Origin of the sequence: Eggerthella sp. BIOML-A4, assembly GCF_009875575.1 — a bacterium.
Taxonomy (GTDB): domain Bacteria; phylum Actinomycetota; class Coriobacteriia; order Coriobacteriales; family Eggerthellaceae; genus Eggerthella; species Eggerthella lenta.
The window spans coordinates 78,481-104,567 of record NZ_WWRX01000008.1; the positions used below are offsets into that span (position 1 = coordinate 78,481).

The 26,087-nt window shown below is 61.3% G+C and carries 22 protein-coding genes and 1 pseudogene; 4 read left to right on the forward strand and 19 right to left on the reverse strand.

The features are described 5' to 3' along the window. Positions 1 to 28: 28 nt before the first annotated feature. Positions 29 to 1,432 carry a helix-turn-helix transcriptional regulator gene (locus GT613_RS08955; protein WP_161172594.1) on the reverse strand — a complete coding sequence of 468 codons (1,404 nt, stop codon included), beginning with the start codon at positions 1,430 to 1,432 and terminating at the stop codon, positions 29 to 31. Positions 1,433 to 1,686: 254 nt separating this feature from the next. On the opposite strand from GT613_RS08955, the gene GT613_RS08960 reads away from it, so the two are divergent. Then, complete coding sequence (locus tag GT613_RS08960; RefSeq protein ID WP_156996090.1) at positions 1,687 to 3,501, forward strand: flavocytochrome c; 1,815 nt, start codon at positions 1,687 to 1,689, stop codon at positions 3,499 to 3,501. An 87-nt stretch (positions 3,502 to 3,588) separates the two neighbouring features. On the opposite strand, the gene leuS is transcribed toward GT613_RS08960, so the two are convergent. The 7 genes and pseudogenes from leuS to GT613_RS08995 form a co-directional block, all read right to left on the reverse strand. Continuing rightward, positions 3,589 to 6,162, reverse strand: coding sequence for a leucine--tRNA ligase (gene leuS, locus GT613_RS08965; protein WP_161172608.1), 2,574 nt, complete (start codon positions 6,160 to 6,162; stop codon positions 3,589 to 3,591). A 310-nt stretch (positions 6,163 to 6,472) separates the two neighbouring features. Next, a complete protein-coding gene (yaaA, locus tag GT613_RS08970) occupies positions 6,473 to 7,225 on the reverse strand; it encodes a peroxide stress protein YaaA (protein WP_086414997.1) in 753 nt (250 codons plus the stop codon). 8 nt (positions 7,226 to 7,233) lie between these two features. Continuing rightward, positions 7,234 to 8,145 carry a sensor histidine kinase gene (locus GT613_RS08975; RefSeq protein WP_226844274.1) on the reverse strand — a complete coding sequence of 304 codons (912 nt, stop codon included), beginning with the start codon at positions 8,143 to 8,145 and terminating at the stop codon, positions 7,234 to 7,236. Positions 8,146 to 8,171: 26 nt separating this feature from the next. Then, a complete protein-coding gene (locus GT613_RS08980; protein WP_009608066.1) occupies positions 8,172 to 9,059 on the reverse strand; it encodes a hypothetical protein in 888 nt (295 codons plus the stop codon). Positions 9,060 to 9,076: 17 nt separating this feature from the next. Beyond that, on the reverse strand, positions 9,077 to 9,790 hold the full coding sequence (locus GT613_RS08985; RefSeq protein ID WP_009608014.1) for a LytTR family DNA-binding domain-containing protein: 714 nt from the start codon (positions 9,788 to 9,790) through the stop codon (positions 9,077 to 9,079). Between the two features lie 99 nt (positions 9,791 to 9,889). Beyond that, positions 9,890 to 10,756: a hypothetical protein gene (locus tag GT613_RS08990; protein ID WP_009607931.1), complete on the reverse strand. Its 867-nt coding sequence runs from the start codon at positions 10,754 to 10,756 to the stop codon at positions 9,890 to 9,892. A gap of 146 nt (positions 10,757 to 10,902) precedes the next feature. Further along, positions 10,903 to 11,346 (reverse strand): annotated as a pseudogene (locus tag GT613_RS08995) (DmsC/YnfH family molybdoenzyme membrane anchor subunit); the annotation flags it as partial. A 152-nt stretch (positions 11,347 to 11,498) separates the two neighbouring features. Between GT613_RS08995 and GT613_RS15765 the strand changes: the two are divergent. Further along, positions 11,499 to 11,612: a helix-turn-helix transcriptional regulator gene (locus tag GT613_RS15765; RefSeq protein ID WP_370455181.1), complete on the forward strand. Its 114-nt coding sequence runs from the start codon at positions 11,499 to 11,501 to the stop codon at positions 11,610 to 11,612. 40 nt (positions 11,613 to 11,652) lie between these two features. Here GT613_RS15765 and GT613_RS09005 read toward each other — a convergent pair whose 3' ends face one another. The 6 genes from GT613_RS09005 to GT613_RS09030 form a co-directional block, all read right to left on the reverse strand. Continuing rightward, positions 11,653 to 11,961, reverse strand: a complete 309-nt coding sequence (locus GT613_RS09005) for an addiction module antidote protein (RefSeq protein WP_009306030.1) — start codon at positions 11,959 to 11,961, stop codon at positions 11,653 to 11,655. Positions 11,962 to 12,031: 70 nt separating this feature from the next. Further along, positions 12,032 to 12,802: a zeta toxin family protein gene (locus GT613_RS09010; protein ID WP_009306029.1), complete on the reverse strand. Its 771-nt coding sequence runs from the start codon at positions 12,800 to 12,802 to the stop codon at positions 12,032 to 12,034. Between the two features lies 1 nt (position 12,803). Then, positions 12,804 to 13,373 (reverse strand): helix-turn-helix domain-containing protein, encoded by a 570-nt coding sequence (locus GT613_RS09015; RefSeq protein ID WP_009306028.1) that lies wholly within the window; start codon positions 13,371 to 13,373, stop codon positions 12,804 to 12,806. Positions 13,374 to 13,505: 132 nt separating this feature from the next. After that, on the reverse strand, positions 13,506 to 14,399 hold the full coding sequence (locus GT613_RS09020) for a thiamine pyrophosphate-dependent enzyme (protein WP_114516387.1): 894 nt from the start codon (positions 14,397 to 14,399) through the stop codon (positions 13,506 to 13,508). A 2-nt stretch (positions 14,400 to 14,401) separates the two neighbouring features. Then, positions 14,402 to 15,610, reverse strand: a complete 1,209-nt coding sequence (gene porA, locus GT613_RS09025; protein ID WP_035584193.1) for a pyruvate ferredoxin oxidoreductase — start codon at positions 15,608 to 15,610, stop codon at positions 14,402 to 14,404. After that, positions 15,607 to 16,788, reverse strand: coding sequence for a 2-oxoacid:acceptor oxidoreductase family protein (locus tag GT613_RS09030; protein WP_114513317.1), 1,182 nt, complete (start codon positions 16,786 to 16,788; stop codon positions 15,607 to 15,609). The genes porA and GT613_RS09030 overlap by 4 nt, the downstream gene beginning before the upstream one ends. Positions 16,789 to 17,085: 297 nt before the next feature. Here GT613_RS09030 and GT613_RS09035 point away from each other — a divergent pair, with 297 nt between their 5' ends. Continuing rightward, the gene (locus GT613_RS09035; RefSeq protein WP_240132879.1) at positions 17,086 to 18,759 is read left to right on the forward strand and encodes a lipopolysaccharide biosynthesis protein; all 1,674 of its coding nucleotides are present in this window, start codon (positions 17,086 to 17,088) and stop codon (positions 18,757 to 18,759) included. A gap of 118 nt (positions 18,760 to 18,877) precedes the next feature. Here the strand turns inward: GT613_RS09035 and GT613_RS09040 are convergent, their stop codons facing one another. The 3 genes from GT613_RS09040 to GT613_RS09050 all read right to left on the reverse strand — a co-directional run bounded on the left by GT613_RS09040 (position 18,878) and on the right by GT613_RS09050 (position 22,698). Continuing rightward, the gene (locus GT613_RS09040; RefSeq protein WP_226844269.1) at positions 18,878 to 20,059 is read right to left on the reverse strand and encodes an MFS transporter; all 1,182 of its coding nucleotides are present in this window, start codon (positions 20,057 to 20,059) and stop codon (positions 18,878 to 18,880) included. Between the two features lie 226 nt (positions 20,060 to 20,285). Then, a complete protein-coding gene (locus GT613_RS09045; RefSeq protein WP_009306022.1) occupies positions 20,286 to 21,350 on the reverse strand; it encodes an ornithine carbamoyltransferase in 1,065 nt (354 codons plus the stop codon). Between the two features lie 106 nt (positions 21,351 to 21,456). Beyond that, positions 21,457 to 22,698 (reverse strand): agmatine/peptidylarginine deiminase, encoded by a 1,242-nt coding sequence (locus GT613_RS09050; RefSeq protein ID WP_009306021.1) that lies wholly within the window; start codon positions 22,696 to 22,698, stop codon positions 21,457 to 21,459. Positions 22,699 to 22,926: 228 nt separating this feature from the next. Between GT613_RS09050 and GT613_RS09055 the strand changes: the two genes are divergently transcribed. Further along, entirely contained in the window at positions 22,927 to 23,517 is a 591-nt protein-coding gene (locus tag GT613_RS09055; protein WP_009306020.1) for a TetR/AcrR family transcriptional regulator, read from the forward strand. Positions 23,518 to 23,805: 288 nt separating this feature from the next. Here GT613_RS09055 and GT613_RS09060 read toward each other — a convergent pair whose 3' ends face one another. Further along, a complete protein-coding gene (locus GT613_RS09060) occupies positions 23,806 to 24,465 on the reverse strand; it encodes a LysR family transcriptional regulator substrate-binding protein (protein ID WP_009608016.1) in 660 nt (219 codons plus the stop codon). Positions 24,466 to 24,532: 67 nt separating this feature from the next. Beyond that, positions 24,533 to 25,876 carry a phenylacetate--CoA ligase family protein gene (locus GT613_RS09065; protein WP_009306018.1) on the reverse strand — a complete coding sequence of 448 codons (1,344 nt, stop codon included), beginning with the start codon at positions 25,874 to 25,876 and terminating at the stop codon, positions 24,533 to 24,535. Positions 25,877 to 26,087 lie beyond the last annotated feature (211 nt).

The following is a 26,087-nucleotide window of genomic DNA, read 5'->3' on the forward strand; positions in this document are numbered from 1 at the left end:
CGCGCCTCCTTCAAACCGCATCGCAGCGTTACTCGGCGATGCCGAGCAATTCGTACAGCTCTTCGCGGCTGTGCACTCCCAGTTTGCGATAGATTCGACTCGTATGGGCTTTTACCGTACCGCGCGCCACAAACAGGTTCTCCTCGATCTCCGCCGTCGTCCCCTTCCGCGCAAGCAGTTGGAGAACCTCTTCTTCACGCGGGCTGAGACTGCATTCGCGCGAAAGATCGGATACGCGCATGGCCAACAGCCCCGGCGAAAACACGTCGTCCTCTCCAGGATCCCCCTTGAGATTGATGCCCCACTTCGCGGAAAGCCTTTTTTCGGTGAAAAACAGGATTACGAACGCCACCACCACAGATGCAACGATCCCGATATGAAGCATGTTCATGAATTCCCCCGGCAAGTACGACGAGCCAAATGCGAACAAGCTCCATCCTCCAGCTTCCACCAGATAGCGGATGCCACGCTCGATTCCGTTCAACCAGGCGGCAGAAATGCCGAAACGGTACGTGATGTTGCTCAAGACGATCATGATGAAGATGGAAAGCATCGTGTAACCCGCGTCGTAGCAGGTCGCAACCGTTTGCGCATCGAGAGAGAACTGCGGGGCGATCAGCAACAACCCCACCGTCATAAAGGGGAAGGCGAGCTGGTATATCGTGTCGAAGTTGAACCATCTTGACGACGACAATACGCCGAAGATCACAAACGCCGCCGCCAACACAGTCCCGACGACGTTTCCGACCACCAGCGGCTGATCCGGCAACACGCCGAACCCTGTCGCGAAGGTACACACTCCCATAAGGAGAATGGGCTTCCAAGGCACCTCCGAGAGCCCGGCCTTTCCCATGCGCTTGGGCAGATCGACATCCGGCAGACGCTTCATCGATCGCCGAACCCAATCGATGGACGCAAGCGGAAGCATCACGGAAAACACGGCAATATACGCAGGATCCAACCCGCCGAACAGCCATTTCAACGCTTCCCCCAACACGATGGCGCCAGCATAGTACACCGCTACGCGCATAGGATTCAGCGATCCGAAGAATTCGGTCCACATGAGGATGAGCAATCCCAGCCCCGCTCCCGCCAACATGAGGCCGGCGTATTTGAGCGCGGCAACCTGCAGCCAGAAGCACGAGACCACGCAGAGCGCAGAGCCTCCGACCATGCCGATGGCGGTCAACGTCACCAACGCGTTGTTCGACCACAGAGGCGTGATACGTCGGGATAGGAGCACGACTGCAAACGACGCCACGCCTATGGCTCCCTCGAACAGCGCGTAATCGAAGAAATCGATGGTCGGAAACGCCTCATAGCGAAAGAACGTGGCAAGCCATGCACGGTACAACCCCACCCCGAGAAAAGAGACCGGCATAGCCCCCATACGTATAAACATGTCTTTCCAACGCGCGACGAACTCCCTCATGCAGTTCCTCCCCTCCCTGCAATTCCAGCTTCCATCTTACGCTTTCGCCCCGCGATATCGGAGGCGTTTTGCACGGGGTTACATTTTTAAACTCGGGTAGGGTTACACATTGAAACCCGCCGCGGGCTGCAAAGGCATTTTCCCGATGGTATGTTTCCGCTGTCCCGAGCACACAGGTCGGTACTCGACGCTCAACACGGTTGCGATGCCAACCAACCGGGGAGACGGAACAGATAACAGGGAGGATGGACATCATGGCTGAACTTTCACGCAGGCAGTTTCTCACCGGAGCCGCTCTTGCGACCGCAGGAGGAGCCCTTACCCTTGGCGGATGCGCGCCGAAGGGAAGCGCCGCGAAAGCACCTTCCGACGAAGCAAGCGTGGCAACCGTCGGCAGTGGCATGGGCAAGCACGGCTCCATACAGGTGGAAGTGATCACGAAAAACGGCGCCATCGAGCGCATCGACGTGCTCGATTCTCGCGAGTCTGCCGGATTGGGCGATGTCTGCATGGACAAGCTCGGCAAACTCATCGTCGAAGGTCAGACGTTGAACGTCGACGTCGTGAGCGGCGCATCGCTTTCCAGCATGGCCTACCTCACAGCCGTTGCCGAAGCGCTCGACAAAGCCGGAGAGAAATCATCGGAATGGAAGAAGCGCGACAAGGCACTTCAACGGCCCGATAACGACATTCCCACGTCGTACGATGTAGTGATCGTAGGCGCGGGCGGGGCAGGATTCACTGCGGCCATCAGTGCAGCGAACAAAGGCAAGAAGGTGCTGCTCATGGAGAAGCTCGGCGTGTTCGGCGGATCGACCGCGTTGTCGGGCGGAGAAATGGCTGTACCGGGCAACTGGATCCAGAAGAACTCAGGGCTTGAAGACAGTCCCGAACTGCTCGCGGCCGACATGCTGGAAGGAGGAGACCATCGCGGCGATCCCGAGCTGGTCAACGTCATCGCCCGCGGCGTGTACGATGCCGCGCAATGGCTCACGTACGAGGGCGGCGTTTCCTGGGAGCACAACCTGCTGTTTTTCGGCGGCCACACCGTCAAACGCTCCATTATTCCCTCGGGGCACATCGGCAACGCCATGACAACGCGACTGACCACGCGTGCGCGATCCATCGACAACATCACGCTCATCGACAACACGAAAGCCACCGATCTCGCACAAGATTCCGATGGAAAGATCAACGGGATAAAGGCAGTGAACGTCGTCACGGGCGATGAGTACGCTTTCGACTGCAAGGCCGTCGTCTTGTCATGCGGCGGGTTCGGCGCGAACGTCGAAATGCGCGCGAAGGCCAACCCCGAGTTCGGCGAGCAGTTCAACTCGACCGATTCAGTGGGCGCACAGGGGGACGGCCTGACCATGGCTTCGGCCATCGGAGCCGATCTGGTCGACATGGAGCTTATTCAAACCTATCCCATCTGCGACGTCGATACCGGCGCGCTGCTCTACCTGGACGACATGCGTCTCGATGAGCGCACGGTCATGTTCAACAAGGAAGGCAAACGCTTCGTCGAGGAGCTTGGACGTCGCGACGTGCTATCGAAAGCTATCCTCGAGCAAACCGACGAGCGCGCTTACGAAATATGGGATCAAGCCGCCGCCGACGAGACCAAGGTGGTAGATATACATTCAGACGAGTTCGAGAACCTCGCATCGCGCAAGCTATGCGTGAAGGCCGATACGCTCGAGGAGGCATGCGAGCCTTTCGGCATCGATGCAGCCCAGCTTTCGAAAACCATCGAGCAGTGGAACGGATACGTCGACGCAGGATCTGATCCCGACTTCGCCTATCGCGGAACCATGCACAAGGTGGACACCCCGCCGTATTACATCATGGCCTACAAGCCCGCCGTTCATTACACCATGGGTGGCCTACGCATCAACACAAGCGCTGAGGTGCTCGACGTCCAAGGATCCCCTATTCCAGGATTGTATGCGGCTGGCGAAGTAGCCGGTCATAAGATGGGCACGAATCGTTTGGGGTCGACCTCCATGGCAGACATATACACATTCGGTCGCATAGCCGGCGACAACGCCGCCGATTACGTGGCATAGTTCCTCGCCACTCTCGATAGCCCCCTCCAAAACGGAACGGCTCGGAAACCCCAGCCGTTCCTCAATGTCCCAGCCTTATCGTGCGCCCTACTTCGCGACGATGTTCACCAGGCGGCCGGGCACCACGACGACCTTCTTAACGTCCTTGCCCTCGAGCGCCGCTTCGACGGCGGCGAGGCCTACGGCCTTGATGTCGTCCTCGGCAGCGTCCGCCGCTACCATGATCTTCGCTTTCACCTTGCCGTTCACCTGCACAGCCAGCTCGACCTCGTCGGCCTTGGCCTGCTCGGGGTCGAACTCGGGCCACGGCTGCGTGTGCACCGAGCCGTCCTTGCCCAGCACCGCATGCCACAGCTCCTCGGCCCAGTGCGGCGCGAACGGAGCCAGCAGCTTCACCAGCACCTCGGCCACCTCGGCATCGACCGCGCGCGACTCTTCGCAGGCGGCGCGCTGCTCGGGCGAGCGCTTGCGCAGGTAGTCGCTCGCCGCGTTCGTCAGCTCCATGATGGCGGCGAGGGCCGTGTTGAAGTTGTTGCGGTCGAAGTCGTCGACCACCTTGCCCACCACACGATGGCGCTCGCGCAGCAGCTGTTCGAGCGCTTTGATGCCCTCGTCCTCGGACGCGCCCGGCTGGAACAGCGTTTCCTCGTCGGCGGCTCCCATCAGGTCGTTCACAATGCGCCAAGCGCGGTTCATGAACTTGTAGATGCCCGCCAGGCCGCCCTCGTCCCACAGCAGGTCCTTGTCGGGCGGGGCCATGAACAGGATGTACGCGCGCACCGCGTCGGCGCCGTACTCGGCGATCATGTCCTCGGGGGCAATGACGTTGCCCTTCGACTTCGACATGGTCTCGCCGTGCTCGTCCTTCACCATGCCCTGGCACAAGAGGTTCGAGAACGGCTCATCGAACTCAAGCAGCCCCAGGTCGCGCAGCACTTTCGTGTAGAAGCGGCTGTACAGCAGGTGCAGGATGGCATGCTCGATGCCGCCGATGTACTGGTCGACGGGCATCCAGCGGTTCGCCTTCTCGGGCGCGAACGGCAGCTCCTCGTTGTGCGGATCGGTGTAGCGCAGGTAGTACCAGCTGGAGCATGTGAACGTGTCCATCGTGTCCGTCTCGCGCTTCGCCGGGCCGCCGCATACCGGGCACGTCGTGTTCACGAACGCCTCGTGCGTGGCAAGCGTCTCGCCTGCAGCCAGGTCGATGTCCTCGGGCAGGCGCACCGGAAGGTCCTCCTCCGGCACGGGCACGAGACCGCATTCCGGGCAGTGCACGGCCGGGATGGGGTTGCCCCAGTAGCGCTGACGGCTGATCAGCCAATCGCGCAGGCGGAACTGCACGGTCTTCTTGCCCTTGCCCTCGGCCGCGAGGTCGCCGATGATCGCATCGACGGCGGGCGAATGCTTGCCGCCCACCATGCCGGTGTACTTGCCGGACTGCACCAGCACGCCCTCGGCGTCGTAGGCCGCTTCCCAATCGACCGACGTCACGCGGCGCTCCTGCACGCCGTTGAGCTGGGGATACAGCGGATCGTCCTCGCCGAGGATGATGGGGATGATGGGCAGGTCGTACTTGCGCGCGAACTCGAAGTCGCGCTGGTCGCCGCACGGCACGGCCATGACCGCGCCGGTGCCGTAGTCGCTGACGATGTAGTCGGCCACCCATACGGGCACCTTCTCCCCGTTCACCGGGTTCACCATATAGCGGCCGGTGAACGCGCCGTGCTTCTCGCGGTCGCCCTGGGCGCGCTCGACGGCGCTCACCTTGGCGGCGCCTTCCACCACCTCGCGCACGGCGGCTTCGTATTCAGTGCCCTCCACCAGCTCCATAAGACCCTTGTACTCGGGCGCCAGCAGGAAGAACGAGCAGCCGAACAAGGTGTCGGGACGCGTGGTGAACACGGTGATCACGTCGTCGGCCGTCGGCTCGGCCGGAGCCTCGCCGTCGGGCCCGCACAGCACGAAGTCGATCTCGGCGCCTTCGGAGCGGCCGATCCAGTTCGCCTGCATCTGCTTGACGCGCTCGGGCCAACCGTCCAGCTGGTCGAGGTCGTCCAGCAGCTCCTGGGCGTAGTCGGTGATCTTGAAGTACCACTGCGTGAGGTCGCGCTTCTCCACCGCGCCGTGGCAACGCCAGCACTCGCCCTCGGTGACCTGCTCGTTCGCGAGCACCGTCGCGCAGTTCGGGCACCAGTTCACCGGGCTGTTGCGGCGCTCGACCAAACCGCGCTTCCAGAATTGCAGGAAGATCCACTGGCCCCAGCGGTAGTACTCGGGGTCGCACGCCACCACGGTGCGGTCCCAGTCGTACGAGAAGCCCATGCGCTTGAAGCTGGCCTTCTGCGTGTCGATGTTGGCGTAGGTCCATTTGGCCGGATGGCTGTTGCGCTTGATGGCCGCGTTCTCGGCCGGCAGGCCGAACGCGTCCCAACCCATGGGATGCAGCACGTCGAAGCCGCGCATCTTGTAGTAGCGCGCGACGACGTCGCCGATGGTGTAGTTGCGCACGTGTCCCATGTGGATGTCGCCCGAGGGGTACGGGAACATCTCGAGCACGTACTTCTTCGGCTTCGAGGGATCCTCGGTCACCTTGTACAGGTCGGCGTCGTCCCACTCCTTTTGCCAGCGGGGTTCGATCTCGTGCGGGTTGTACGGTTTCATGGTCATTGGTTTTCCTCGTCAGGCCAGCGCCCTCCCGCGCGCGTCCGCGCGAAGGGCCGATTGTTCGCGAATGTTCCTATTATAGTGATATTGTCCGATGCGCGAAATGGCGGCTTTCACATCCACCCGAAAACCGCCGGGATTCGAAAGCTCGATGCACTCCGGCGTGCGCAGCACGACAAGACCTCGTCGTCCATGGTGGTCCGCATTCGTCAGGCGGTTCACGAGAACCTCTCGCAAAGCTTTGCGCGCAGAGGAGTCATCAATTCGAGTCAAAACCGTTTGTTTGATTATTTGAGGTTATGCATGGCTATTTCTGAACGAATACATAGCAATCGTCGGTCGACCGAGCGGGATCGAACGCGTAGCCGAGCGCATCGAAGGCTTGCAGGTCGGCAGGTTCTTCAATGGCGTTCTCGGTACACCAGCGCACCATGGTACCGCGCGCGGCTTTCGCGGCGGTGGAGCGCTGCACGAGGCGATCGCGCGCGTCGACGGTGCCGAACAGGCAGGTGAGCACTCTTGCCCCGCAGCGATCCGCAGAGGGAACGACGGCCTTCGCGTATTCCACCGATGCCAGGTTCACGATGACGTCCGTTTCGGCCGCGAGCACGCGGCTCAGGCTGTCGCCCCAGAACTCGTAGAGATTGCGCGCGCCGTCCACCGCGAGCTTCGCCTGCATTTCCAGGCGGTACGGCGCCACGCCGTCGAGCGGGCGCACCACGCCGTAGAGCCCCGAGAGGATGCGCAGATGCTCCTGCAGGTAATCCAACTGCTCCATCGTCATCACCTGCGGCGCAAGGTTCTGGTACTGGATGCCCTCGTAGGCCAGCACCGCCGGCGTCAACGCGCCGGAGCGCACTTCGAGCGTGCGGAAGCGTTCGAAGTTGAGTTCGGCCAGCGCGTCGCTGCACTGCCACAGCGCCTTCGCCTCGTCGTACGAGAGCGCCCGCACCGCATCGGCCAGACGCGCAGCCCGATCCGCGAACATCGGCAGATCGCGCCATCCAAACGCATCGTCGACCACGTTCATCTTCTTAGCAGGAGAAACGATGAACCTCATATCCCACCTCACCTTGCATCCAGTTTCAGCAACACCGTTGTGCGGTACACGCCATCTTCCTGCACGGTTTCCAACGTGCCGTCGTGACGGTCGGCGAGGGTTTTGAGGATGTTCAGGCCCCAGCCGTGCTCGGGAAGGCGGTCGCCGCGCGAACGGCGCGGAGCGCGACGGGCCTCGCCAGGTTCAGCCGGCGCGCAACTGTTCTCCATCCGCACTGCCAGATAGCCGGCATCCACACGTGCTTTCAGCTTGATGAACCGCGCGCCCTCCGGCACCTTGCCGCATGCGCTGACAGCGTTGTCCAGCAGGTTCGAGAACACCGCGCACAGCTCCACGCTCGGCAGAGAGACATCGTCGGCCAGCGCCAGATCGAGCTCGAGTCGAATGCCTCGCTCCGCACATACGGCAGCCTTCATCGAGACGAGGGCATCGACCACCTGGTGCTCGCACGAGCGCTTGCAGGACGAATCCATGATGCCGACCGCCTTCATCAGCCCCCGCGATGCCTGTTCGGCCTCTTGCCGTTGCAGCAGATCGTCCACCGCCGCTAGCTCGCGTGCGACGTCTTCGCGAACGCGGCGCGCTTCATCGATGTCCGCCGATAAACGCCGCAAATACTGTTCCTGCGCTTGCAACTGCTCTTCCAGCAGACGCACACGCTCGCGGGACAGCTCGCGCTTCTCGGACTCCTCCAACGCTTTGAACAGCACGAGATCGACCGGTCCGCACAGGGCGCCCACGACCGCGACCAGCGCGAACATCCAAAAAGGCAGCTCGTAGGCAATCGCATAATAAAAGAGGAACGCAACGATGCACAGCTGGCTGAACGGGAACAAAAGGTTAATCAAAAGACGCGTCGGGGGCACGCCGCGCAGCCGGCGCGCCAGCACCGCCATAATCGCGCACATCAGCAGCAGCACGCCTACCGCGATGATCATCCGCACGATCATAAGACTGCCTCCTCGCTTCGGCGGGTATCGTTAAGCACCTCGGCCATGCAGGCAAGATGTTCGTGGGCCTCTTGAAAGTTGCCGCGTTCCGACAGGGCAAGCACCACCTGTACGTGGTTGCCCATATCGTGCCGCACCTTCAAGGTATGCTCAATGTCCGAAACGAACTCCCCGCAACGCGCTAGATACCGATCCAGCTGCTCTTCGAGCATCGTCGCACGGACATCGTCGCGCCGCTTTTGGGCGAAGCGACCCATAGCCTCAAACAGCAGCAGATCGACCGCGAAACCGACAAGCGCCAGCACCACGCTTGCGCCGTAATACGTCATCGATTCCTGGATGTAGCCGAGCGGTAAAAGGATCATCACGTTCACCAGAACAAGCTGTTCCAAGGAAAAAAGCACGGGCAGCCATTCGCCCATTCCCCGTTCCTGAGCGCTGCCGAAACGGTTCAGCAGCATGCAGAGCATCGCGAGAAGCGGAACGAGCAGAGCCATATGAGCCGCATGAGTCAGGAAAAAAGCGCCAAGATGCGTTCGAACGGCCTCGTAATCGGCGACCGGCGTGCCGGTCATCGACATCCACAGGGCGCCGCCGGGCAGCTCCGCGAAGAAAAGCACCAGATGCGCCAGCGTCACGACGAGAATCCTGCGCGCGAGGCTTCCCTGCGATAGGAATATGGGAATGAGGGCGAGCGGCACGGAGGCCGCCAATCTGAACTCGACGCTCATGCTTGAACGAAACGAGGAGATAAGCAGCACGAAAACAAGTTCCAGCACCCAGAACAGGGAGAGCCTGCGAATATTGAGCATCTTGGTGAGCGCATAGGCGAACACCAATTGCACGGGAACGACCCCGATGATGTCGAGGAGAGCATCGGGCATACGAGAGTCTCGCCGTCCTACAGCTTGGATTGCACGCGCGAGAAGACAGCTTCGCGCACGAACTTGCGGCGCTTCTGGCTCACGGGCACAACCTGGTTCGACGAGAGCACCACGCTGTCCGCTTTGAGTTCCTTGACGTGATCCATGTTTACCAGGAAGCTCTTATGGCATTGGATGAACGAAGCAGGCAGCTCGGCAGCGAGGTCGGACAACGACGCGTACGCTTCGATCTCCTCGGCTCCCGCATGGATGCGTACTTTGCGCCGATCGCTTTCGATATAGCTGATCCTGCTCGGCTCGACAAGCACTACCCTGCTTCCAAGCCGAACGCTCAGGGGCTTGCTCGAGTCGGCCTCGAGCCGCTCGAGCACGCGGCTCAACGCGTCGTCCAAGTCGTCCTGCGCGAACGGCTTTACCAGAAAATACAGATGCTCTGTGCGGTACACGCTCGTGCAGTATTCGACGAAGCCGGTGACGTAGATCACCTGCGTGCCGCACCCTGCGGGGAAATACCGCTTCACGAGGTCGATGCCGTTCGCGTCTTCCGAGCCCAGCTCGATATCCATCACGAGAACGTCAATGGCCGGTTCCTCCGCAAGACGCGCCGTCAAAGATTCGGCGTCGACAACATGCTCGATGGCGAGCTCGCCGCCACGCGGGGAGCATTCGATCATGCTCCGGATGATCTCGGCTTGGGCGGCATCGTCTTCTACTATTACGACCTGGTACATGGCATCGGCTAACGTCTCTGGTTTGCATGGAGGGGATAAGCGTGCTGCGCTCCACGAGATTATATACGATGAAGCTTTTGCCCCTTCCGGGTTTTTCGGTCACTTCGGCAAATATAATGACCGAAACGATGATATATGATCACGGGCGCGCACATAGTCGCCTCTCTCGGCAAGCGCCATAGCCGCATGAGCCTGGTTTCGCACGTCGTGGCGCATCCTCGCCGTCTGCTCGACCTCCAAGACGAACGCATTGCACTGCGCAAGACACGCATCCAGCTGACCCTGCAACAGCGCGGCTCGCTGATCCTCATGCCGCTTGCGAGCGTAGCGGTCCATCGAAGCGAACAGCATCGCATCCACGACGAAGCACCCGATCGCAAGCACCGACATGCCGTAGAAGAGCACGCTGGAACCCAGGCGGGCATACACCCCTGCAATCAGGGGAACCGTCAGCAGAAGAGCCTGCACGACCGGAAACCAGAGGAACAGCCGCAAATTCATCGATCCCGCAGACTCGCCGCGTTGTAGAGCGAGGCGCAGCGCGGCGAACAGCGCTATCATCAAGACGAGATGGACCGCGTGCATGATCGCGAACTCTCCGAGATGCGCCCGCGTATTGTCGTAATCGATGATGTCGATTCCCGTCATGCCGTACCACAACGCCGTCCCCAGCACTTCGGCGATCATGATTGCCACGTTCATGAGCGCAATGACGAACACTTTTCGCGCAGGACGCTCGTCTGCCATGAGGAAGGGCAGCACGCCTCCCGTGAACACGAGGTAGGCGAAGCGCATCCCTGTTCCCGCATCGCCGCGCGTCAACACTACCACGAGCATGCAGCTTGACATAAGAAGGTAGAATGCGGCCCTGTTGCGCATATGCAGCACGCGGCTCCAGGTGTAGATGATGACCGCTTCCACCGGAGCAGTGCCCAGTACGTCGAGCATCGTGTTCGACAGATGCATACCCTCTAAGCCTCCAGAGAGGCGACAACACAAGGCACGACGAGGGTGCTCATTGTTCGCAGGTGGGCGGCTTTGGCGGATGCATCCGCGATCATCGAAACTCCTTCAACCGGGTCTGTCCCCAGCAGGGTACCACGCCAACAGCGCTATAAACTGATGCCGTAGGTCATATGCATCATGTAGAACGCGAAACGCATCACGAAGATGCCGGCGAACACCAGCGCAGACGCGATGGCGGCCGATGCAACCGAGATGCCGCGCCCGCGCATGAGCGGAAGAGCGTCCACTGCAACCCCGGCTACAGCAAGCAGGAAGAAAACCGTCGCCATCGCGCCATACGTCGGTACAAGCTGTTCTGCGGACACAAGGTAGTTTCTCATCGTAAGTACGCTCATGCCTTGGGCGACGTACACGCCCGCATTCGCTAGGAGAGCTGCGGACGAGAGGGCGAGCAGCATCCCGCCCACCCGGCTTTCTAACGGCGACCACCGCGAGAACCGCAAGCCGAAAAGAGTCAGAACCGGGCCGCCCACCAGCGCGTTCAAGCACAACGCGACGGGAACGAAGGGCGTGTCCCAGGTGACCACCGTCCTGCTGGCGTAGGCGAACGACGGCGAGCCTGTTTATCAGGACCGCATCTCCAAGCAGGCGGCCCGCATCTGCCAGAAGTTCCGCCTGAGCGCACGAGAAGCCGAGGTCATGGAGCACATCGTGCGCGGCAGTGCGCATCGCCGAGGAGCTGGTGATCTCCGAGAACACCGTGCGCATGCATTCGAAGCGCATCTACGCCAAGCTCGACATCCACAAAAAGCAGGACCTCATCGACCTCGTAGACTCGTTCGACCCCGAACCGTGAAGCTAACCGAGAACCGAAAACAGCAATCCGAACGTCCTTTTTAGTGCGCGACGGTTTGCACAGAATCGGCAACGGGCTTCACATCGAACGCGAGACCAAGGCTGTCGAGTATTTTCACAACGGTTTGAAATCGAGGATTCGAGTCGTCGGATAGGGTTCGATACAAGTTCTCTCTATTCAATCCCGTGGAAGCCGCAACCGAAGACATCCCTTCAGCCCTTGCCACGACACCGAGCGCATGCTCAAAATATCCAGGATCCCCGTCTTTGAGAGCCTCGCTGAGGTACTCGGCAATATCGTCAGGCGAAGCAAGATGATCTGCAGCATCCCACGTCCTCGTCTCAAGCATGTCGCTCCCTCCATTCGCTCAAAAGTTCTCGGGCTTTCTTGATATCGGCAGTCTGGGTCGATTTGTCGCCTCATTTAAGAGCCTTTGCTTGTTCGAGGCGTTGCTTGAGATATTCGTAGTGAGCGCTTTCTTCGGCGGTCCATGCTCCGAAGAGGATGCGTTCGAGCGCTTCGCTCGCCGGTTCTTCGTCGTCCGCGCTGGAGAAGAGGCGCTGCTCGCTGCGCGAGTACAGGCCTATATCGTCGAACATGCCCGACTCTTCCAACACCTTCAAATTGCCGACGATGCTCTTGACGATGGAAAGGTGGTGCGCCGGATCGACCGCGCGCGGCTCCGTTCCGGCGATGCGCATCTGCTCGTATCGCAACTGGCAGCTGATGAGCGATATCTCCGGCTTAACCGCCATGAGCGCCAACGATACGCTATACCCGCGATCACGTAGGAGCCGCGCAGTCTTCAGGGGGACTTCGGACGTGCGCAACGTCCCTTCGATAATGAGGTTGTATCCCATAATGGAGAGCGCATCGATAATCGCCTCGACCATCCGACCGGCCCACGCCGCCGTATGTGCAGGCGAGTCGATGCCGTATTGGGCGCAGATCTGTTTATATCGCGGATGAAAAGAACGGTACTCGTCACCGTTAACGACAATCACGTTACCGTTCATCGCATTGCGAAAGACGTTGTGAAGAGTCGTCTTCCCTGCTCCGCTCTGGCCGCCAAGCAAAATAGCTTGAGGCTTATCCGAAGGCGCAAGACACGCACCGACGACCGATGAGCTGACGATCTCCTGTATTCCTTCATAGAGTTCTTCATCCGAGTAACATTCGATGCTCTCCATGCTATGCGGCCTTCGCTTCGCGGCTCTTCGCCAAAAGCTCTATGCATTCGATTTGGCCCTTGATCTCCGATAGCCTCACCTTGTTCAAATGACCTTCGTCGATAATGCGTCGCTTGGCCAACGCCAGCTGCATGAACGCATCCTCGTACACCGCAGCAGAAATCTCGTCCCCTTTTTCCCGTGCGGCGGCACGCAAGCGAGAAACCTCCCCCAGTAACTGAGCAGCCTGTTCGTTCAGCACTTCTTGCTGCAAGGTGATTTCGTACATTTCGTTAATATCCATGATGTCCCCGTCCTCGTCGAAGGTTACCAGAGCGTAGATGATCTGCTCGGCCTTGCCGCGCTGCTCGTGCGACAGCAAATCTCCGTCGCGTTCGAAGCAATCCCGCATGAAGGCCGGGTTGTCGGCTGCGCGAATGAGGTTCGCGTTCGCCTTGCTGGGCGTCTGCCCGTTCTCGTAGCGTACGACGCTCGCCTCACCCAATCCAAGCAAACGAGCGAAACCCTGCTGCGTCAAGCCGTACTTCCTTCGAATGCGCTTGATGTCTTGAGCCGTCAAATCCTTCGACATGAGTCCTCCTATCAATCGTTTGATTGATAGGAGTATATCATATGATTTGTTTTGTATCCGATAGAATATAAAAAAGAAGGGCGCCGCTGCAAACGACGCCCTTCATCTTGCTCGTGCCGATATTGGGTCTCGCTACGCCCAGTCTCTCCGCATGACCTCCCACTTCGCGTCGCGGGCGGCTTCCACCTGGGCGATGTCCTCGTCGGTAAGAGCCTTGAAGCGGCCTTGACGGCGCAGGTAGGCTTCGACGCTGGCGAACTCGCGCGGGTTGCGGTTGAGCTTGAACGCCCCGCCCTCGTACTCGGCGAGGTACCACAGGCCGCAGTCGACGATGTCCTTCGAGATGTCCACCGTCTCGTCCACGCCGCAGCCCCACCCCGTCGGGCACGGGGCCATCACATGGATGTACTTCGTCCCACGGATCGTGGCGGCATGCTCCACCTTGCGGATGAAGTCGTTGAGGTAGCCGATGGACGCCGTGGCCGCATAGGGAATGCCGTGCGCGGCCACGATCTCGAACATGTTCTTCTTCTGCGTCAGGCAGCCGCGCATGTTCGACCCGGCAGGCGTGGTGGTGGTCTTGGCGCCGAACGGCGTGAGCGAGCTTTTCTGGATGCCCGTGTTCATGTACGCCTCGTTGTCGTAGCAGATGTACAGCACGTCGTCGTTGCGGTCGATGGCGCCCGACAGCGCCTGGATGCCGATGTCGGCGGTGCCGCCGTCGCCGGCGAAGCCCACCACCGTGCAATCGTCGGGCTTCTTGCCCTGCGCGCGCAGGCCGGCCTCGATGCCGGTGAGCACGCTGGCCGTGGCTGCGAACGGCGTGATCATCGCGTTGTTGGCGAAACTGAGCTGCGGGAAGTTGAAGCCGACGGCGCTCATGCAACCCGCAGGCAGCGCGCACACCGCGTTCGGCCCCAGCACCTTGAGTGCCGCGCGCACGGCCAACGACCCGCCGCATCCGGCGCACGCCTTGTGGCCGAAGAAGAACTCGTCGTCAGTGATGTTCTTGGCATTGACGGCCATGGCTACCGCCCCCTTTCCGCACCGAGCGCATCCGCCGGAGAATCGATCCCGAGGAACGATACACGCGGCAGCTCGCCCGTCCCCTCGGCCGCCTGCACGAGCATGCGGTACATGCCGTGCACCTGCGTTTCCGATATATCGTCGCCGCCCAGGCCGCCCACGAAGTTGTACGTGGGCACGCCCACGGCCGCCTGCTGCAGCGCTGAGTTCACATTCGTGAACACGGTGCCCTCGGCGCCGAACGACACGTCCTTCTCCAGCACTCCCACAGCCTTCGCGCCGCGCAGCGCCTCGGCGATGAGCGCGCTCGGCATGGGACGCAGGTAGCGGATGCGCAGCATGCCCGCGCGCACGCCCTGGTCGCGCAGCTGCCACACCACCGAGCGCACCAGCCCGGCCGCCGATCCCAGCGTGACCAGTATCACATCGGCATCATCGCAGTCCAGCGTCTCGATCATGCCGGGATACTGCCGACCGAACACCTCGGCGAACCGCTGCTCCACCTGGGTGACCACGGCGGGCGCGTCCAGCATGTCGCGATGCTCCCAGTACTTGAAGTAGCGGTTGTACTCGGGACCGGCCGAGAAGCCGATGTTCACGGGATGCTCGAAGTCGAACCGGTTGCCCGCAGGCTCGTAGGGTGGCAGGAACGCGTCGGCCTCGGCGGGTTCGGGCACGTCAACCGTCTCGTAGGTGTGCGTGAGCGCGAACCCGTCGAGGTTCACCATCACGGGCGTTGCCACCGCAGGGTTCTCGGCCACCGCGTACGCCATGAGCGCCAGGTCGAGCGCCTCCTGGTTGTCTTCGGCGTACACCTGGATCCATCCATGGTCGAGCAGCGCCAGCGAGTCGCGCTGGTCGCCGTAGATGTTCCACGGCAGCGCGGTTGCGCGGTTCGCGTTCATCATCACGATGGGGAACCGTCCGCCCGCCGCGTAGGTCAGGCACTCGGCCATGTACAGCAAACCCTGGCTCGACGTGGCCGTGAACGTGCGCGCACCCGTAGCCGACGCGCCGATGGCGCACGACAGCGCCGAATGCTCGCTTTCAACGTGCACGTACTCGGCGGCCAGCGAGCCGTCCTCGACCATCTCGCTCAGTCGCTCCACCACCACCGTCTGCGGTGTGATGGGATACGCGGAAATCACCTGCGGGCGCGCCAAGCGCACGCCTTCGGCGAACGCTTCGTCGCCGGAAAGGAACCGTTTCATCGGGCATCCGCCTCGCTTTCAAGGATCATCGTGATCGAGTTGAACTTGCACGCCTTCGCGCAGATGCCGCAGCCCTTGCAGAAGTCGAGGTCGATGGCGACGGGAGCCGTGGGCTGCATGGACGTGCGCGCAGGTTCGCCCAGTGAGTCAGCGAGGGTTTCCCCGGTGCCCGAGATCGCGGGGATGGCGGAGGCGAAGCGCGCCCCGCAGGAAGTCCCCTCAGGGGATACTTCGGTACGCGAGCCTTCGGCATCGCCGCGAGATCGGGTGCCGGGGGAAGCCGCAGCGTCGGCCGGTTCCGTCGGCCGGCAAGCCGACGGAACCTTGTACACGGTGCCGTCGGGGCAGTGGAGGTAGCACTGGAGGCAGCCGGTGCACGACGCCGCGTCGATCACGGGGCGCAGGTTGCGCCACCCGGCGTTCTTCACCGTAAGGTAGCCGGCATCGAAGCAGGTGGAGTGCGCGAAATCGGCAGGGTCGAGATTGGCTGACCGAAGAACGGGGATGCGGGACGCGGGACGCGGAGACACGGCGTCGTCGAGGGATCCCGTGCGGGCGGTCAGACTCGAAGCGCTTTCGGCTGGCGTCGCGCGGGAGCCTTCGTCTTCATGCTGCGCGCGCTCAGGATGACCAGGGGCCTCTTCACGCGGCTCCTGGGCTTCGCCCATCGCCTCCCGTGCCGCATCCACGATCGCGATGTTCTTCGCATGCAGCTTCGCCGGCATGTACTGGCGGATGGCTTCCTGCACGTTCTCGACGCTCACCCGATCGCACAGCGCCGACAGCGCGCCGAGGAACACCGTGTTCGGAATCGGTCGGCCCAGAACGGCCGCCGAGATGCCGTCGGCATCGAGCGCCGCGATGCGCTCGTCGTCGAACATACGCACGCTGTTCACCAGCACGACGCCACCGGGCTTCAGCTCGGTTTCCCAGCCCTCGCCCAGCAGCGTATCGTCGAGGTAGATCACGTAGTCGGCCTTCGCCACGGCGCTGCGGTCGCCGATGGGCTCGTCAGACAGCTTCGTGAACGCCCGCATCGGCGCGCCGCGCCGCTCGGGCCCGAACGACGGAAACGCCAAAGCATGCCGACCGTCGTCGAGCGATGCCGCCGCGCCCAGCAGCCGCGCAGCCGTGAAGGCGCCCTGGCCGCCGCGGCCGTGCCATAGTATTTCGATCATGGACTCTCCCCTTCGCATCTTTGCACGTTGGTCATGCAAGTATACCGCTGCGCACGAGCGCGGACGGCTTCGCGCTCGCCCACATGCCGTCAAACTCCCCCAATTGGGCAAAGCACCTCTCACCCCTCGCGCTTTCCGTCTCTTTCCGCATCCACGTGAGCGCGCCATGGATTCGCTAAGCGGAGCGCTTCCGTTTGCTGCTGGTATGAATCTTGGCGTAGCGCCCACATGCGAACTTATAATGCTCCTTGAGAGAGAATGGGCATGCGACGCAGCGAAGGAGCCTGACGCGACATCATGGATCGCATTACGCGCAACGACACCAAACACGGTTCGCACGCAAAACAACCGACGGAGCCCTTGCACGACGACACCGTGATCGATGAAACGCCCGCGCCATCTGACACGACGCCGTTCCTCGGCGCTTCTTCGCGTGAGCGCCAGGCAACCAGCAAGCGGCGTAAGCCCAACTTCATCACGAAAGGCGTCAACCGCTGGTGCAACCGCTTGCTGGGCGCGGTATCCGAGCGCTCGCTTGCCGACCAGGAGGAAGAGTACGCCGCGCACCGCACCACGCGCGACTACGTGTGGAATACGGTGGGCGTGGGCGCATGGGGCATGGTGTTCCCCATTCTCACCGTCGTGGTCACGCAGCTCGTGGGCGTGGAGCAGGCGGGCATGTTCTCGCTCGCGTTCGTCACCGGCACGCTGCTCATGATCCTGGCCAACTACGGCGTGCGCACCTACCAGGTGTCCGACGTGACCGAGGAGCATTCGTTCTCGGATTATCAGATCAACCGGTGGATTACCTGCGCGTTCATGGTGCGCGTCGGCGTGGTGTACTGCACGGTGCGCGGCTACGAGAGCCAGATGTTCACCATCAGCCTGGGCGTGTACCTCTACAAGATGGTAGACGGCCTGGCCGACGTGTACGAGGGGCGGCTGCAACAGGTGGACAAGCTGTATCTGTCGGGCGTGTCGCAGGCGTTCCGCTCCGTCGTGGTGCTCGTGGCGTTCTCGCTGTGCCTGCTGATCACCCGCAACCTGGCCGTGTCGTGCGTGGTCATGGCCGTCGCGGCGTTCGCCACCTTCATCGTGCTCACGTTCCCGCTGGCCATGTTCGAGACGCCAAGGTCGAAACGTTGGAACGTCGGCAGCATCGTCGAGTTGTTCAAACAGTGCTTCCCCCTGTTCATCGCGCTGTTCTTGTACGCATTCATCGACAACATGCCGAAGTTCGTAATGGAAGGCGTACTGAGCTACGACAACCAGCTGTACTTCAACGCGCTGTACTTCCCCGCGCAGGGCATCCTGCTGACCGTCGGGTTCATCTACAAGCCGCTGCTCGTGAAGATGGCGAACGTGTGGGCCGACCCTGCGAAGCGCAAGCGGTTCGACCTGATCATCGTCGTGATCATGGCGGTCATCGTCGCGGTCACCGGCGTCACGGCGCTTGCCATGGCATGGATCGGCATTCCCGTGATGAGCTTCTTGTACGGCGTGGACTTCGAGCAATTCCGCGGGCTATGCTACATCATGCTGGCAGCGGGCGGCGTGACGGCGGCGATCGACTTCCTGTACCAAGTGATCACCGTGCTGCGCCAGCAGCGCTCCGTCACGAAGCTGTACGTGATCACGTTCGGATTCGCGTTGTTCGTGCCCATCCTGCTAGTGAACTTCACCGGGCTGCCCGGTGCCGTGATCGGCTACCTCATCGTGATGTGCATCCTGCTCGTGCTGCTGATCTGGGAATACATGCGCATCCGCATGGCGCTGTCGCACGAAAAGACGGCAACGGCCGAGATGCCCCGGCCAATGCGTCCCAGCGAGGCGCGTGCCGAGCGCGCCCGCCGCGAGCAGGTGCGCGCGAAGTGGGGCGCTCACGGCGCGCCGCCCATCAGCGACGACGCCCTCGACTTGGCCGGCAGGCATCGCGCGCTCGACGAGGACGACGACCCGTTACTTCAGTAGCCTGTCGGTTTCAAGCAGGAATGTGCGGATGTCTTTATGGACGACGGAGGACTTGCACAAGAGTAGCGCGCAGAGCGGTGCACCTCTAATTCGAAGGCGCACCGCCCCAGGTTAGCGCTCAATGCAGAGCGACAGGCGTTTCGTCCTCTCCCTCGACCCACTGCAGCTTCTTGCTGGTAGCCTTGATGACCAAGATCAATCCGATTATGGCGACATTCATGACGATGCACAGCCCGAACACCGCATTGAACGTTCCAGTTGCCGAGTAGACAGCGGTCATGATGGGCATGCCGAACGCCCCGGCGATATAAGCCACGCCGCAGACGATACCGAAGATCCGACCGTAATCGCGAGAGCCGAACACGCTCATGAGCAGGCACGTAAGGCCAGCTCCGGCCACCACGTACATAACGTCGTTCACGCCTGCTCCCAGAATGGCGAGCCACGGTTGGCCAGCTGCGAATATGAGCATCACGAACGACAGGATGCTCACGACTACCCACAGCACCAGGGCTATGAACGAGCCGAGCTTGTCGCATGAGGACCCTACGGCAGGGTTGAGGAAGATATCGAACATGGACGCAGCTGAAACCATGATTCCGCCCGTCATCGCGCCAAGGCCGACCTCCACTGCATATGTTGGGAAAAGCTGGTTCATGCACACGGTGATCTGCACGAGGCAGAGGAACAAGACGCAGGCGATGAACGCGGGCGACTTCACCGCAACCTTGAACGGCACGCCTCGCGTGGCCGCGATTTCCACCCCTGCATCTTGACCGATCGATTCGGCTTCGCTGTAACCGTAGGGAAGCATGCCTTTATCCGCGGGCTTGAACCGGATGATGAACACGATAGACGGTATGACTACGAGGGCCGAGACGGCAGCGAGCACCAGGTACCCGTTCCTCCAACCCACAGATTCGATGACGGCGGTGATGACCGGGCTCATGACGACCATGTACACCGAGTTGACCGTCCAAGCCAAGCCGATGGCGAGGCCCGCCTTCTTCCTGAACCATTGATCGATGACGGCTGACATGCAAAGCCCCGTGGTGAAGGACATGCCGAATCCGATGATGAGCCCCGAAAGCAGGAACAGCCAGACATTCGAGTAAAACGCCATGGCCGCGCCAGCCGCCAGTAGAACCGCTGCCACCGCGACATGGGTCCACCGACCGACCACTTTCGGCAAGATCTTGCCGACGCACATCATGCCGACGGCGACCCCCACCAGCGTTGCCGTGAAATAGTAGGAGAACATGTTGTAGTCGATTCCCAGATCCTCGCAGACCGGCGTCATGAAACAGCCTGCGACGACGCTATAGGAACCGGTTGTGCCCGCCGACATGAGTCCAAGGCCGAGCACCAAGATCCAAGCGAACTTTCCTGAGTTCTTCAGAGCATGCGAGCTTTCCATAAGTATCGTTTCCCTTCAAACGATAGCGTCGAAACCGCTGTTCTGCGCGCCGGCCCTTGCTTGGGACCGCACAGGGACACGGCGCGCAAAACGGCTTCGGCATGCGCTTTTACAATCCCAGCACAGCGGCCATGATCGCCTTGATGGTATGCTGACGGTTTTCCGCCTCGCGGAAGATCACCGAGGCGTTCTTTTCGAAGCACTCGTCGGTGATCTCGAGCCCCTCCTCGATGACCGTGCGCTCAAAATCGTTCGGCGCCTGGGCGAGCAATTTTCGGCCTATCTCGTGCTCCGCGTTGTGCACGGAAGGAAGCTCGTGCATGCAGAACACGTCCCTGTTCCCCGTGCGCTCGCACAATTCGCTTGAAACGCGGTACGGAAGCAGATCGTTCACGTCGCCCATCCAAGAATCGTACGCCTCCGGATCGAGAACCTGATCGCTTACATCAGGGCTGCGATAGCGCCAAACTTCCGTGGTGATGACGTCGACGCCCTCGACAGCGGACGCGTCGGTCGTCACCGTGAACTCGCAATCAGGGCTCCAACGCTTGTAAAGCTCGGCGATCTCGTCGACCCAAGGCTGGCGAAGGCGGTAACGCGGGTTCTCAGGTCCGATCACGCGCAGGTTCATGCCCAGGATGGCGCACAGGCGGCCGTAGAAATACGGCATGCCGGAGCAATTGCCCACGTAGGCCATCGTCTTATGGCGGCTCGAGCCCAAACCGCCCCACTGCTCTTCCATCGTAAGGGCGTCGGCCAGCATCTGCGTCGGATGGTCGTCGAGCGTCAGGGCGTTGATGACGGGAATATCGCAATAATCGGCGATTTCGTACAGGAACTCCTCGCGCAGCTGAGCTCGGATGACCAGCAGATCGTACATGCCGGACAGCACGCGGATCGCGTCCTTCATGCTCTCATCGTAGCCCATATGGGAGTTGGTGAGGTACGTGAAGCCCATGCCCAGATCGTTGCACGACGTCTCGAAGGCGCATCGCGTGCGGGTGGAACTCCACATGAAGTTCGCGACGACGTTCTTGCCGCAGAAATGACGCTGGTCGACGCCCGACTTCTTCTGGGCCTTCAGCTCCCATGACAAATTGATCAGATAGCGGAACTGATCGGGCGTAAGATCGCGTAGGTTCAGGATATCGCGTCCAACAAGGTTGCTGTTCATAGTTTCGAGCCTTTCTGATACTATAGGTTTGCTTTACGTGCAGGTCGCGCGGCTTCTGCCAAGAACACCCGCGCGGCTTGCCTTGTCATACGGGTTCGCGCCCGTCTCATCGCGGCTCGGACGCCGCAACGTTCTTCGTCCAGCAATGCACGCCGCCGCCGGTCATGTTCAGCGCCAAGCTGTCCACCATCACCACCGTGCGATCCGGGAAGCACTCCTCGAGAACCGCTTGGGCGGCTTCGTCCTTCCCCTTGATTGCCGGATCCATCCCCTCATGCCAGTAGCGCTGGCCGATGACCACGCCGTTGCAGATGAGGAAATTGCAGTACCCCGTCGAGGCTATGAGATGGATGGGGCCGCCGGGCCACGGCGTGCCGTCGGCGAAGGCGCCGCCCATCTCCATCACGGGCCCCTCGTACAGCCCGTAGTTCTCGTCGTCCTCGGTCAAGACGTAATCGATGGAGATAGGCACGGGCATGCGCTTGATGGCGAACGGGTTGCCATGGACGTCCGTCGCCTTCGAGAGCACATCGTAGGCGGCTTCGATGCGTCGTTTGTTCTCTGCGCCGATCGCGCTTTCCGCCGCCTCATCGTCGGTCACCTCGGCAAGCACGACGGTGTTCGCATCCACGAAGCGGCACAGCTCGTCGATATGGGCCGCGAAGCTGGAGCCGAGGTACGGCACGCCGTCGCGGTATTCCAACGGCCCCATCCTGAAATCGTCGTCTTCTAGCAAAGGCTGTGGGATCCAGATGATCTTCTCCACGTTGTAGAGTCTCTTGAATTCGGCTTCTACCTGCTCTTTCGTAAGACCCGGATTACGTTTGCGCACTTCCGTGTCCTCGATGCACATCATGACGCCCTGACCGTTGAACTCCCGATCCCCTCCTTCGGACACCACATCGGAATTCACCACGTCGAAGATGCCCAAGGACACCCCCATCTGCACGGCGGCGATGCGCGACTGCACGCAGTACGGGTCGTCGGGCGGCAGCGTGCCGTAGTAGCTCCAATTCGGGTTGATCAGGATTCTGCCGCCTCGATCGTCCACCATAACCGTCGGGCCGTTGTCCCGCACATAGAAGTTCGGATCGGCGAATTGCACGAAGCGGATGTCGGCCGTATCGACCCCCTTCTCCGCCAAGCTCGACTTGGCACGTTCGAGAACGCCTTCCGCACCGCAGTTGATATGGAGCGTCACGCCCCCGAACTCCTGCAGCGCTTTGACGATCTCGGCGCACGACCGGCTGTTGTCGTAGCCCTTCATCTGATACGCGTCGGGAATCCATTCCATGAAAACGTCTGATTGGGGTTCGAATTCCCCTGGATGCCGATAGTTTTCCAACACGGGTTCCTCCTCCGTGCCATGGGAAGCGAACGAGTTCGTCCTCTTCCAACACTTCGCATAGTGTTTACCTACCGGTAAGTAAGTAGTACTATAGCAACTGAAGATCCCTTCGTCAACATGAAAAACAGGAGATGCGCGGCAGCCGGGCGAGCAGGCGAGCAACTATATCCGTCCTGCTCACGTATATGCTATTGTTGTACCAGCCCCTTTTGAAGAAAGGCTTGAGCTGTGAGCGAACCTAGCACTCGAGACAAGATAGTGAGCGCCATGTACGCCTTGGTAGCCGAAAAAGGCTACGACAAGGCATCCATGAACCAGGTATGTGCCGCCGTCGGCGTCTCCAAACCGGCGTTGTACTACTATTTCGCATCGAAAGAAGAGCTGTTCTTGGACATGGTGAAAAGCCTGTATCCGGTGCTCGATCCGGACGATACGGAATTCGCCTCGATCGACGACCGGGGAGAGTACTATTCGTATCTGCATGCGATGGGCCGATCGATCCTCGCAAGCTACCACGGGGACGAAGAGCGCCGACGCGTTCTCGCGGAAATCGACATGCAGGCGACGAGAATACCCGCCGTAGCCCAGCATCAGCAACGGCTCACGAAGACCACGATCGAAGCGTTCGCCGCCGTTTTGAAGCACGGCGCGGACATCGGAGCGCTCCCCCCGCGCTTCGATGTCGAGAACGCGGCGCAATACCTGTACGTCATCACTTCGGGTTTCAGCACGCTCGTGGCGCAGAATGCGGACGTCGACGCTGTCGCCGTGTGGAACAAAGCAGTCGACCTGCTCCTTCTGGACGCGAAGCGGCAATAGCAAACGCCGAGATGCGACGCGCGCTTGTCCTAAAAGGGGCTGTCCCCTTTTAGGACAAGCGCAGGCAAGAGGGTTCACGCGCCGCGAACGAGAGCGCAACCCGCGGATGTTTCACGTGAAACATCCGTTCGCTGTTGCTCGACCTGCGGATCGCAGACGACACGCGCCCCGCAGGAAGTCCCCGCAGGGGATGCTTCGGTACGCGAGCTTGCGGGATCGCGCGAAGATGGGGTGCCAGAGCGGCCCGCAGCGTCGGCTTGTTTAGGCGGCCGGCAGGCCCCCGAAACCCTAGAACCGCGCGTACTTCTCGAGGTTCTTCTTGAGGGTGTCGACGAAGCGCTGGCCGATGTCGCTGAGCGCTTCGCCCTTGCGCACCACGTAGCCCAGGTGCAGCTTCACGTCGGTGTCCAGCGGCACGGTGTTCAGGCCCGCGCCGTCGGAGATGCCCACGAGGATGCCGCTGGTCACGGTGTAGCCGTTCAGCGCCACGATCAGCTCGGACAGCGACGCGCGGTCGGTGCAGGCGATGCTCTTGGCGCGCGGCACGCTGGCCAGCGCTTCCTCGGCGAACGCGACCGGCGAATCCTCGTCCTGCTCGAAATACAGGTACGGGAAATCCTCCATATCCTCCAGCGAGAGACTGGAGGCGTTCACCATCGGGTGGCTCTTCGGCAGCGCCACGCGCGGCGCCGACTGGATGAGCTCGACGAATTCGAGACCCGCGGCATCCAGTGCAGCGTTCACCTCGTCAGCCGTGGCCGAAGTCTGAAACAGCACGCCCAAGTCGCTCTTCCCGCCGGCGACGTCGTCGATGACGCCCTGCGTAGTGCGGTCGCGCAGCGCGTAGGCGTACGCGTCGCCGCCCAGCGCTAGCACGGTGTGGGCGAACGTCTGCACGTTGAACAGGTAGTGCTGCCCGGAAACGGCGAAGGTGGTTTCAACAGTCATAAGTGGTTCCTTTCAGCAAGATCCTTCGACTCCGCGCCTACGGCGCTCCGCTCAGGATGACGGGGGGTTATCGCGTAACGCAGCCACGTTCATCAATGAACCTGGAGGCCTTGTGTTCGGACGACGTGCCCAGCTTGCCTGCATCATACACAATAACCTTGGCAGGACGCACGCCGGTGTGCGCCTTGAGCGCAGCTTCCGTGCGGCTTGCCACCTCGTCGTACGGCTCATCGCTGCCCAGCGAGCGCTCCACGGACACTTCGTACTTGCAGGTGAAGTTCTTCTCGTACACACGGATGGAGTACTCGCCCGTGAGACCGTCCAGACCGCGCACCACGTACTCGATGTCGCTGGGGAACACGTTGACGGCGCCCACGATGAACATCTCGTCCTTGCGGCCGGTCACGTGAATGCGCGCCAGCGTGCGGCCGCATTCGCAGGTGTCAGTGCTCACGTAGCCGATGTCGCCCGTGCGGAAACGGATCATCGGGCGAGCCTTCTTGCACAGCGTCGTGTACACCAGCTCGCCCGTCTCACCCGGAGCCAGCACTTCGCCGGTCGTCGGATCCACCGTCTCCACGAGGATCTGGTCCTCCACGATGTGCAGGCCGTCGTGCGCCTCGCACGCAGCGGCGCAGGCACCGTAGATATCGGACAGGCCGTAGAAGTCGACCACCTTCGCGCCCCAGAGGTTCTCGATGGCCTCGCGCGTGGACTTGATGGAGCCACCCGCCTCGCCGGCCACGATGATGGTGTGGATGTTGAAGTCTTCCTTGGGGTCGAAGCCCTTCTCCTTGGCGATCTCGCCGAGGTGCCACGCGTAGGACGGCGACGTCCAGATGATGGTGGGCTGGTACTGCTTGAGCACGAACAGCAGGCGGTCGGACGGCACGGCACCCACCCAGATGGCCAGCGCGCCCAGGCGCTGCGCGCCGATGACGTCGGGGCCGCCCACGTACAGGGCGAAGTTCAGGCCGTGCACGTAGCGGTCGTTCGGGCGCATGCCCGCCTGCCAGAACAAACGAGCCTCGGTGTCCTGCCATAGGTCGAAGTCCTCCTGCGTGAAGGGGCTGACCGTGGGCACGCCCGTCGAGCCGGACGAGGTGGCCATGAAGATGACCTCTTCCTCGGGCACGGAGCACATCTCACCGAAGAAGCTGCCCACATGCTGCGTCTCGCGTTCCGTCTTCTTGTCGCAGAAGGGGAACTTCGCGATGTCGTCGAGCGATTCGATGTCGCCCGGCTTCACGCCGGCCTCGTCGAACGCGCGCTTGTAGTACACCGTGTTGTCGTATGCGTAGGCCACCATGTCCTTCAGGCGCTCAAGCTGCAGCGCCTCAAGCTCCGGCCGCGGCATGCATTCGATCTCCGGATCATAGTACTTCTGATCGTAGGGGATGTCCTTCGCCATGGTTACTCCTTGTTCGTCATGCGGTTTCGTCGCTGCCAGCGCGTTCGCCCCGCCGAGTTGAGCTTCGGAATGTTTCACGTGAAACATTCGTTCGCTACCAGGACATATGCGCGCAATGCAGCGTATTGCATGAAACCACGAACGCGGCTCAAACACAACCTTTCGGGTCATTCGATGTTTTGATGGTTTGCTATCGATTCAGCAGATAGCT

What these genes read in the sequence shown, in the direction of transcription:
- yaaA (WP_086414997.1), bottom strand. Translation starts at nt 7,225, where the DNA reads ATGAGGTTCATCGTTTCTCCTGCTAAGAAGATGAACGTGGTCGACGAT.
- GT613_RS09045 (WP_009306022.1), bottom strand. Translation starts at nt 21,350, where the DNA reads ATGAACAGCAACCTTGTTGGACGCGATATCCTGAACCTACGCGATCTT.
- GT613_RS09030 (WP_114513317.1), bottom strand. Translation starts at nt 16,788, where the DNA reads ATGATCGAAATACTATGGCACGGCCGCGGCGGCCAGGGCGCCTTCACG.
- GT613_RS08985 (WP_009608014.1), bottom strand. Translation starts at nt 9,790, where the DNA reads ATGTACCAGGTCGTAATAGTAGAAGACGATGCCGCCCAAGCCGAGATC.
- GT613_RS09005 (WP_009306030.1), bottom strand. Translation starts at nt 11,961, where the DNA reads ATGCTTGAGACGAGGACGTGGGATGCTGCAGATCATCTTGCTTCGCCT.
- GT613_RS08980 (WP_009608066.1), bottom strand. Translation starts at nt 9,059, where the DNA reads ATGCCCGATGCTCTCCTCGACATCATCGGGGTCGTTCCCGTGCAATTG.
- GT613_RS08960 (WP_156996090.1), top strand. Translation starts at nt 1,687, where the DNA reads ATGGCTGAACTTTCACGCAGGCAGTTTCTCACCGGAGCCGCTCTTGCG.
- GT613_RS09065 (WP_009306018.1), bottom strand. Translation starts at nt 25,876, where the DNA reads ATGGCGAAGGACATCCCCTACGATCAGAAGTACTATGATCCGGAGATC.
- GT613_RS08990 (WP_009607931.1), bottom strand. Translation starts at nt 10,756, where the DNA reads ATGCATCTGTCGAACACGATGCTCGACGTACTGGGCACTGCTCCGGTG.
- porA (WP_035584193.1), bottom strand. Translation starts at nt 15,610, where the DNA reads ATGAAACGGTTCCTTTCCGGCGACGAAGCGTTCGCCGAAGGCGTGCGC.
- leuS (WP_161172608.1), bottom strand. Translation starts at nt 6,162, where the DNA reads ATGAAACCGTACAACCCGCACGAGATCGAACCCCGCTGGCAAAAGGAG.
- GT613_RS09010 (WP_009306029.1), bottom strand. Translation starts at nt 12,802, where the DNA reads ATGGAGAGCATCGAATGTTACTCGGATGAAGAACTCTATGAAGGAATA.
- GT613_RS09035 (WP_240132879.1), top strand. Translation starts at nt 17,086, where the DNA reads ATGGATCGCATTACGCGCAACGACACCAAACACGGTTCGCACGCAAAA.
- GT613_RS09020 (WP_114516387.1), bottom strand. Translation starts at nt 14,399, where the DNA reads ATGGCCGTCAATGCCAAGAACATCACTGACGACGAGTTCTTCTTCGGC.
- GT613_RS08955 (WP_161172594.1), bottom strand. Translation starts at nt 1,432, where the DNA reads ATGAGGGAGTTCGTCGCGCGTTGGAAAGACATGTTTATACGTATGGGG.
- GT613_RS09060 (WP_009608016.1), bottom strand. Translation starts at nt 24,465, where the DNA reads ATGACTGTTGAAACCACCTTCGCCGTTTCCGGGCAGCACTACCTGTTC.
- GT613_RS09015 (WP_009306028.1), bottom strand. Translation starts at nt 13,373, where the DNA reads ATGTCGAAGGATTTGACGGCTCAAGACATCAAGCGCATTCGAAGGAAG.
- GT613_RS09040 (WP_226844269.1), bottom strand. Translation starts at nt 20,059, where the DNA reads ATGACGCCGGTCTGCGAGGATCTGGGAATCGACTACAACATGTTCTCC.